Here is a 6,807-nt window from a genome sequence, read left to right as displayed (position 1 = left end):
CCTCTTCAAATTGACCATAATTAGACCTTCGATTAGCCTGCAAAAACTCTAAACAAGAGGCGATAGAAGTAATATTACATAAACCTGTAGGATTATACCAATCATCTAGTTGAGATTTGTAGAGAACCTTAATTCTAATAGTATCTGGTTGAAGCTTGGGATGCAATAAGTTGATTATTTTCAAAAATTTCAATGTGTTTTCATGGATATACCAAACACCAGAACCATTGTGCTTATTATTTTTAAACGCAATTCGGAAGTGGTTTCTAACTGGAACATAAGCCAAAATTTGAAATTCTTGATTAGCCGGGATATAGTGTTTTTCTGACTCAGTTAATTGAGAAGATTGAAGGGGTCTAGACTTAAGAATAGTATCTTTTTTAGTTTTGAGGATAATTGGGGCAGCCGGAATATTTGCTTCTTTGGCCTCAATAACTTTTTCGTAGTTTTCTCACCTAAATATCCAGCCTCACCGCTTTTTTGATCCACTTGAAACCGATGAAGTGCTGCTGTAGTTAATGGGCCAAATATGCCATCTACTGGAGGGTTAAGCATATTTAGGTCAACAAGTATGGCCTGAATCTCGCGAGTCAGGTTTTCATCATCAGCGAGGGTTTTAACATCGTACTTAAGGTCTGTTCTCAGAAAGTCTTGGAGTTCCATGCTAGATTAATGATAACTACGAAATAGCTAATCAGCAGCATAGTATAGTCTGACTCTAGACTCAACTCGGAGATGGGACACTTTTGAGAAAGAGTTGGGCAGTGGGGAGACAGAATTAAGGCGTTGCTTAATACTGGGATTATTTCGGCGCTCCACGGGGACACGGGGACACACCGGACATGGGGATTATGGTTTCTGCTCTGGTGACAAAATCATCCCGCAATTATGCCATGCCGAATTAATTATTGGGAGGAGCTAAGGGAAGTCGCGACCTCTTAGGTCACTAGACCTTCACGCACGGGAACAAGATGCTCCCACTGGCCAACAACTGAATCTTGACAGACTACTACTTTTAATTGCTCGGTGCGTTAAGGCGAACATTTTCAATTTAGTAAAATTGTATCGGAATAGTTATTACCATTTGTTTAATCTTCTATCTCTGCAAGCATCCAGATATCTATAACCCGGACTGGGATGGCGTAAAGCAGTATCATTTGTCAGAAAAATGGTGCATCCTGCTTCTATGGCGGTTGCCAGATGCAAGGCATCTACTAAACCTAAATTACTGCTTCCTCTTAGGTTTGCTGCTGTAATTACTGTTGCTCTGGTAATACTGCAGAGGGTGAGATTGGGAAACTTGTTCGATGGCCTCAAAAATTTTGAGGACGCGATCGCCAAATTCTTGGTTTCCTTCCAATTACATGAAAAAGTTGAGAGACACACCTTAATATTTTGAGGTGCATCTCCTTACAATTGAATATTTGAAGGTATAATTTAAGTTAGATTTTTAATGTGACGTAGGTTTGCTAGAAATTAGACCTGTGAACCTACTTTTCTTCTCTTTGGTTACGTTTGAGAGAAGTAGCACCTAAAGCGCCAATTAAACTTAAGCCAAAAATTAAACCTGGTTCTGGAACAGAAGTAAGCTCAACATTATCAATTAACAGACCAGAATCAACAACAGTATCTCCTGCATCTACAACCCCAAATCCTAAAGTATAAGTTCCACTCTCAGAAAAAGTATGAGAAAAACTTTGATATCCTGTTTCTTCAAAAAAGGAGGCTAGAGAAAACATAAAAGAGGAGTTAGTATCAGCTAATACATCTAAATTTGAAAGAGATATAAAAAGAAGAGTCGTTGAAGAAGAAATCAGGTGTAAATTCATCTGTCAAAAAGTTAAAGTCGAATGTTAGGATATCTCCTGCCTTGGCAAAAAAAGTTTGCTTGATAGCAGAACCTTCAGTAGCATCAATAATATCTAATGACGAGTCCAGAGTTCCTGGAGTTAATCCTAAGAAACTTTCAATGGCAAAATCAGAGACAGCACCAAAACCATTCGTAATTAACGCATTAAAATTACCATCTGAAGGTGGTGTACCAAAACTAATATCCTCTATACTGGTGTCTCCAATTGTACTCCAGCCAGTGAAGCCTTCTTCAAAACTACCATTGACAATTGCTTGCTCAAAGGAAGTGTCTGTAAAGGAAGTTTGTGTAAATGTTTCATTTAGATTTCCTTCTAATACCCTTGTAACTGTAGCACCACTTATTTCCAATATGTAATCTCCAAACCCTGGAAAAAAGCCTTCAAACTGAGTCGGGCCGAAAGCATCAGCTTCAAGGAAAAAATCTCCTATGTTGACAACATAATTGCCTGGATTAAGAAATTGTGTCAAGAAAGAATTTAAACCTGGCCCACCATCATCATTGAATGCAATTTGATCGCTAAAATCAAGTGAACCATCATCAGTGTAGAGACGAATATATGTATCAAGATTTCCACTGGTGGCAGTTGCAGCAATAGAAACATTTCCTGGTTGTTCAACATCAAAATACCATTGATCGATAGTGCTACGTTGAAGAGTACTATCATACTCGATTGAACCTGAGAAAGTAGCAGCACTAGCACCATAAACTGAAGCCAAAGTAGCAATTGAAGCACCAGCAAGAGCAATGGAAAACTTTTTCAACATCATTACAATCTCCTAAGAAAATTTATTACCTGATATTGTTTCACCCCTCTCCGAGAATTTATGCAAATTTAAATAGAAAAAATAAAAATTCCCCAAAAAATCATTATTCATGACTTACGCAGTAACTCTACATATAGTGTATTATTTGGTCATCATTCCTAATAAAACCACTATAATTAGTGCCGTTGCGTAAATCCTGATTATTTTTATTGAGGCAGATGACTTCCTGACAATTTTCTCTTTTTGAAATATATAGCGGTTTTCAGATAGATAAACCACACAGAATAGAGCTTCAAAGAATGAAAAAAACTTAAATTTCCTGTAGATATTTACTCTTGGGTTTACACAAACGATACCAGCAGACATAATATTAAATCTCAAGCTGGACTTGTAAGAATTATTACTAAGTCACTCTATAAGAAAAAATAATTGTATTTTTGGTATAAAGATGCCACTTAGGTTTTGATTGACTACATATAATTTAAGGAAAAGAAAAAATGCTTTACTCAACTTTACTTGCAGTTACTCCTAATACTTTTGCTTGGAGTCCAAAAATTGCTTTAATTATGATTATTTGCAATATTGTAGCGATCGCCTTCGCTAAGTTTACAGTTAAATATCCTAGTGTTGGACCTGCAATGCCTGGTTCTAACTTTTTTGGTGGTTTTGGTGTAGCTGGTGTTTTAGCAACTACTAGCTTTGGTCACATTTTAGGTGCAGGTGTAATTCTTGGTTTGGCAAACATTGGCTCTCTATAACATTTACCGTAACTATAACCACTAGCATAAAATTGTTAATCAAATTTTGATTTCTTAATGGCAACTTCCTAAAAGTTGCCTTATTTATTGTAAAACTATTGTGCAATAGTAAAAATAATAAGAAGCAAATAAGTAGCTTTTTTATGCTTACCATTAAAGCGAAAAGATAGGTTTTTCCACACACACATCTTTCTTTATCAAAATAACATGGGTCGCGAACCCCGCCTTTTAAGGCGCAATATTTTTGGAGCGAAGCTCAAATCCCCTACTTCCCCTCCCCTCCACGGTCGGGGTTAGGGGTGGTTTAACTTCTGACTTCTGACTTCTGACTTCTGACTTCGTTAACTCCCCATCCCCCATCTCCCCATCCCCCCATCCCCCCATCTCCCCATCTCCCCATCTCCCCATCTCCCCACACTCCCCATCCATTGAATGCCTCTACTGTAGTCTACCAATCTTGAAAACTACTGTATAATCAAAAACCAATATATTTTCAGTAGTTAAGGATTGACTAAATGAATGAAAAAGTCAGAAAAAATCTTTATCTAAATGGAGAAATAGTAGTCAAAACCACAATATTTTTCGTGGTTTTCATCTGTTAATACTCCTAAGCATAGGAACAGTTATTGCCTGGAACTATTTACAACAACAAACTCATGCTTCAACTCCTGTCAAAAATCAAGAAGCTTCGACAAATGCTCAAGACTTAATAGAAATTCAGTCTCCAATAAAATCAAAACCACCTATTACAAAAAAAATACTAAAAGAACTTTATCTTCAGCAAAATGAAAATATTTATTTAGTCATAAAATTAAGCGATCGCCGTGTCTATATATATCAAGACGACCAATTAAAAACCAGCTATCCCATTGCTATTGGTAGAGAAGGATGGGAGACTCCCCCAGGTAAATATAAAGTTATTCAAAAAATTCCAAATCCATCCTGGAAACATCCTTTTACTGGAGAAATAATACCACCAGGTCCTGAAAATCCTTTGGGGGAAAGATGGATTGGTTTTTGGACAGATGGCACAAACTATATAGGTTTTCATGGAACTCCCAACGAAGAAACAGTAGGACAAGCTGTCTCTCATGGTTGTGTTAGAATGTTTAACCAAGATGTACTAGCCCTATTTGAAAAAGTAGCAATTGGTACAGCTGTCATAGTCGAACCTTAAAAGAATATGAGCAGGGCTTATTGATAAATTAAGCTACTAATAATATTAGTTTCTGATAATATCTATATCATTAATATTTGAGGAGTGAAAAATGAACGAATCTAGCAAAAATAAATTACTTAGTCATATATTTGAAATCAACAAGAAAGCATATAATTTAACAGCAATCTTTTTAACTACAGCAATTATTATATTATCTGGTCAAAAATTATCTATAGCTTCTATTTATACGACTGAGACAACTAATAATAATCAGCAAATAGAGAAGGAAGCTACTTTAGCATTTGATGATTTGACGCCAAAGCGACAACCTCCTGTTAAAGACCCCCAAAAATATTTGGCAACAGAAGAGGAATTAGCTAATACATCATTTGGTGGTTTAATGCCAAGACTGAAACGTGCTGTTAAAGACTTTCAAAAAGATTTAGGAATAGAAAGAATAGAAGTAGAAAAGTTAATCCAGGTAGTACTTCGCTTAGGGGAACGACGAGTATATGTGTATGAAGGAGAACAGGAAATAGCTAGTTATCCTGTGGCAGTGGGTAAACCAGGTTGGGAAACACCAACAGGTGAATTTAAAGTTATTCAACTGGTGGAAAATCCACAATGGCAAAACCCCTGGACAGGTGAGGTAATGCCAGCAGGGCCAAATACAGCTTTAGGATTGAGATGGATTGGTTTTTGGACAGATGGAAAAGATACAATTGGGTTTCATGGTACTCCCACTGTAGAATCCATTGGATATGCTGCATCTCATGGTTGTGTGCGGATGCGGAATGAAGATGTGATTGCTTTATTTGAAAAAGTACAGGTGGGTACGACTGTGGTTGTGGAACCTTAACGAAGTCAGAAATAAAAAGTCAAAAGTCAAAAGTCAAAAGTCAAAAGGAAGAAATAAAAAGTCAGAAGTCAAAAATTCAAAAGCACGCGAACCCAGAAACTTCGTTTTTTCGTGGTAACTGGGTTTATTTTCATAAGTCCTAATTATCCAACTATCTGGGGTTTGCGGAAAAAATCTTTTAGTAAGGGTAGGAGTCAGGAGTCAGGAAATGGGATAGATAATGAGCAATTTCCATCCACCCTTCCCACACTCTCGATCGCCGGATTTGATATTACTTAGGGTTTGCTGAATAAAGCTAAAAGTCAGGAAAGCTTACGGTAATGGAGCTTTTTATATTCAATTTATCTCCAAGTTTATGGCTCTTATTTGCATCAATTTACTGAAATTTTCTGCTGAAATTCAAGAAAATTTCTTCACATAAAATGGCCGAAACCGTTGCCTGTTCTCTCTATCTCCTCGTCTCCGCGTCTCCGCGTCTCCGTGTCCTACCTCCACAACCAATTTTTTCAGCAGACCCTACTTAATCTCTGGGTCTATTCCTGCTTCTCGAAGTATCTGTTCTAAACGTTTAGCACGTTCCTCAGCAACTTCTTTGGCCTGGCGTTCCTGTTGGAGTTCTGACTCAGCAACTTCTTTGGCCTGACGTTCCTCATCTAATTGTTCTTGGACATTACCCAATTGTTCTTGGACATTATCTAATTGTTCCTGAACTTCGTTCAACCGTTGTTGAACTTCCAGATAATCCGCAAATAATTGACCATCTGGACGATATAATTGCAAAGTTTCTGGCAAGACTTCAAAGCGAATTCCTAATCTTGGGGAAACCCAACCGTTCATCTCATCAATTACATCTAGTAATGACTCAGAACGCAACCATCCCGTCAAATCATTTTTTTCTGGGTCATACAAATAATACTCCTCCACGCCATAATTGTCATAGAATAGGCGTTTCTTGCTCATCTCCTTCAAAGTATTTCCTGGAGAAAGAATCTCAAACACCACTTGGGGAGCAATATTATTTTCTTTCCATTGCTGATAAGAACCTCGATCTCCTTTAGGTACTCCAAACGCCACCATGACATCTGGCGCTTGACGTAACTGATTATACCCTTGTACTGGATACCAAAGCAAATCTCCAGCCACAAATACATCAGGATTTTCGGCAAATAGCCAAGCTAGATTATGGTAGAGAACCATTATCCAGCGAAATTGAACTGTATTATCTGCTATTGGTTGGCCGTCACTATCGGGATAAACAATTTCTCGATGGGTTTGGGTTTCGAGTTGTTTCACCATCGTTTTTTTATTCAAAATTTCTGCAAAACCTCTATATAGCGCTGTGCGCAGGCAACAGGCAACAGGCAACAGGCAACAGGCAACAGGCAACAGGGGAA

The 6,807-nt window shown here is 37.6% G+C and carries 9 protein-coding genes and 1 pseudogene; 3 read left to right on the top strand and 7 right to left on the bottom strand.

Features of this window, described 5'->3' with window-relative positions:
- The 5 genes and pseudogenes from SAGCYANO_RS09060 to SAGCYANO_RS09040 all read right to left on the bottom strand — a co-directional run.
- Positions 1–286 (bottom strand): annotated as a pseudogene (locus SAGCYANO_RS09060) (peptidoglycan-binding protein); the annotation flags it as partial.
- 47 nt (positions 287–333) lie between these two features.
- A complete protein-coding gene (locus tag SAGCYANO_RS09055) occupies positions 334–663 on the bottom strand; it encodes a peptidoglycan-binding protein (RefSeq protein WP_202219767.1) in 330 nt (109 codons plus the stop codon).
- Between the two features lie 414 nt (positions 664–1,077).
- Complete coding sequence (locus tag SAGCYANO_RS09050) at positions 1,078–1,317, bottom strand: PIN domain-containing protein (protein WP_202219771.1); 240 nt, start codon at positions 1,315–1,317, stop codon at positions 1,078–1,080.
- A 173-nt stretch (positions 1,318–1,490) separates the two neighbouring features.
- A complete protein-coding gene (locus tag SAGCYANO_RS09045; RefSeq protein ID WP_202219766.1) occupies positions 1,491–1,739 on the bottom strand; it encodes a PEP-CTERM sorting domain-containing protein in 249 nt (82 codons plus the stop codon).
- Between the two features lie 16 nt (positions 1,740–1,755).
- The gene (locus tag SAGCYANO_RS09040) at positions 1,756–2,640 is read right to left on the bottom strand and encodes a hypothetical protein (RefSeq protein ID WP_202219765.1); all 885 of its coding nucleotides are present in this window, start codon (positions 2,638–2,640) and stop codon (positions 1,756–1,758) included.
- A 494-nt stretch (positions 2,641–3,134) separates the two neighbouring features.
- Here SAGCYANO_RS09040 and psaK point away from each other — a divergent pair, with 494 nt between their 5' ends.
- Positions 3,135–3,395: a photosystem I reaction center subunit PsaK gene (gene psaK, locus SAGCYANO_RS09035; protein WP_202219764.1), complete on the top strand. Its 261-nt coding sequence runs from the start codon at positions 3,135–3,137 to the stop codon at positions 3,393–3,395.
- 228 nt (positions 3,396–3,623) lie between these two features.
- Here psaK and SAGCYANO_RS09030 read toward each other — a convergent pair whose 3' ends face one another.
- Positions 3,624–3,779, bottom strand: coding sequence for a hypothetical protein (locus SAGCYANO_RS09030; protein WP_202219763.1), 156 nt, complete (start codon positions 3,777–3,779; stop codon positions 3,624–3,626).
- Positions 3,780–4,140: 361 nt separating this feature from the next.
- Between SAGCYANO_RS09030 and SAGCYANO_RS09025 the strand changes: the two genes are divergently transcribed.
- Positions 4,141–4,572: a L,D-transpeptidase gene (locus SAGCYANO_RS09025; protein ID WP_307785852.1), complete on the top strand. Its 432-nt coding sequence runs from the start codon at positions 4,141–4,143 to the stop codon at positions 4,570–4,572.
- A gap of 91 nt (positions 4,573–4,663) precedes the next feature.
- Complete coding sequence (locus SAGCYANO_RS09020) at positions 4,664–5,413, top strand: L,D-transpeptidase (RefSeq protein WP_202219762.1); 750 nt, start codon at positions 4,664–4,666, stop codon at positions 5,411–5,413.
- A 516-nt stretch (positions 5,414–5,929) separates the two neighbouring features.
- On the opposite strand, the gene SAGCYANO_RS09010 is transcribed toward SAGCYANO_RS09020, so the two are convergent.
- A complete protein-coding gene (locus tag SAGCYANO_RS09010) occupies positions 5,930–6,709 on the bottom strand; it encodes a Uma2 family endonuclease (RefSeq protein WP_202219769.1) in 780 nt (259 codons plus the stop codon).
- Positions 6,710–6,807: the final 98 nt, after the last annotated feature.

This window comes from Okeania sp. KiyG1 (assembly GCF_014132355.1).
Classification (GTDB): Bacteria; Cyanobacteriota; Cyanobacteriia; order Cyanobacteriales; family Microcoleaceae; genus Okeania.
The sequence above is the reverse complement of the archived record's forward strand: the minus strand, read 5'-3'. Positions and strand labels throughout refer to the sequence as shown.

Excerpts from the sequence above, each read along its gene's own strand:
- SAGCYANO_RS09055 (WP_202219767.1), bottom strand. The coding sequence starts at position 663 with ATGGAACTCCAAGACTTTCTGAGAACAGACCTTAAGTACGATGTTAAA.
- psaK (WP_202219764.1), top strand. The coding sequence starts at position 3,135 with ATGCTTTACTCAACTTTACTTGCAGTTACTCCTAATACTTTTGCTTGG.
- SAGCYANO_RS09010 (WP_202219769.1), bottom strand. The coding sequence starts at position 6,709 with ATGGTGAAACAACTCGAAACCCAAACCCATCGAGAAATTGTTTATCCC.
- SAGCYANO_RS09040 (WP_202219765.1), bottom strand. The coding sequence starts at position 2,640 with ATGATGTTGAAAAAGTTTTCCATTGCTCTTGCTGGTGCTTCAATTGCT.
- SAGCYANO_RS09020 (WP_202219762.1), top strand. The coding sequence starts at position 4,664 with ATGAACGAATCTAGCAAAAATAAATTACTTAGTCATATATTTGAAATC.
- SAGCYANO_RS09045 (WP_202219766.1), bottom strand. The coding sequence starts at position 1,739 with ATGTTTTCTCTAGCCTCCTTTTTTGAAGAAACAGGATATCAAAGTTTT.
- SAGCYANO_RS09030 (WP_202219763.1), bottom strand. The coding sequence starts at position 3,779 with ATGGGGGGATGGGGGGATGGGGAGATGGGGGATGGGGAGTTAACGAAG.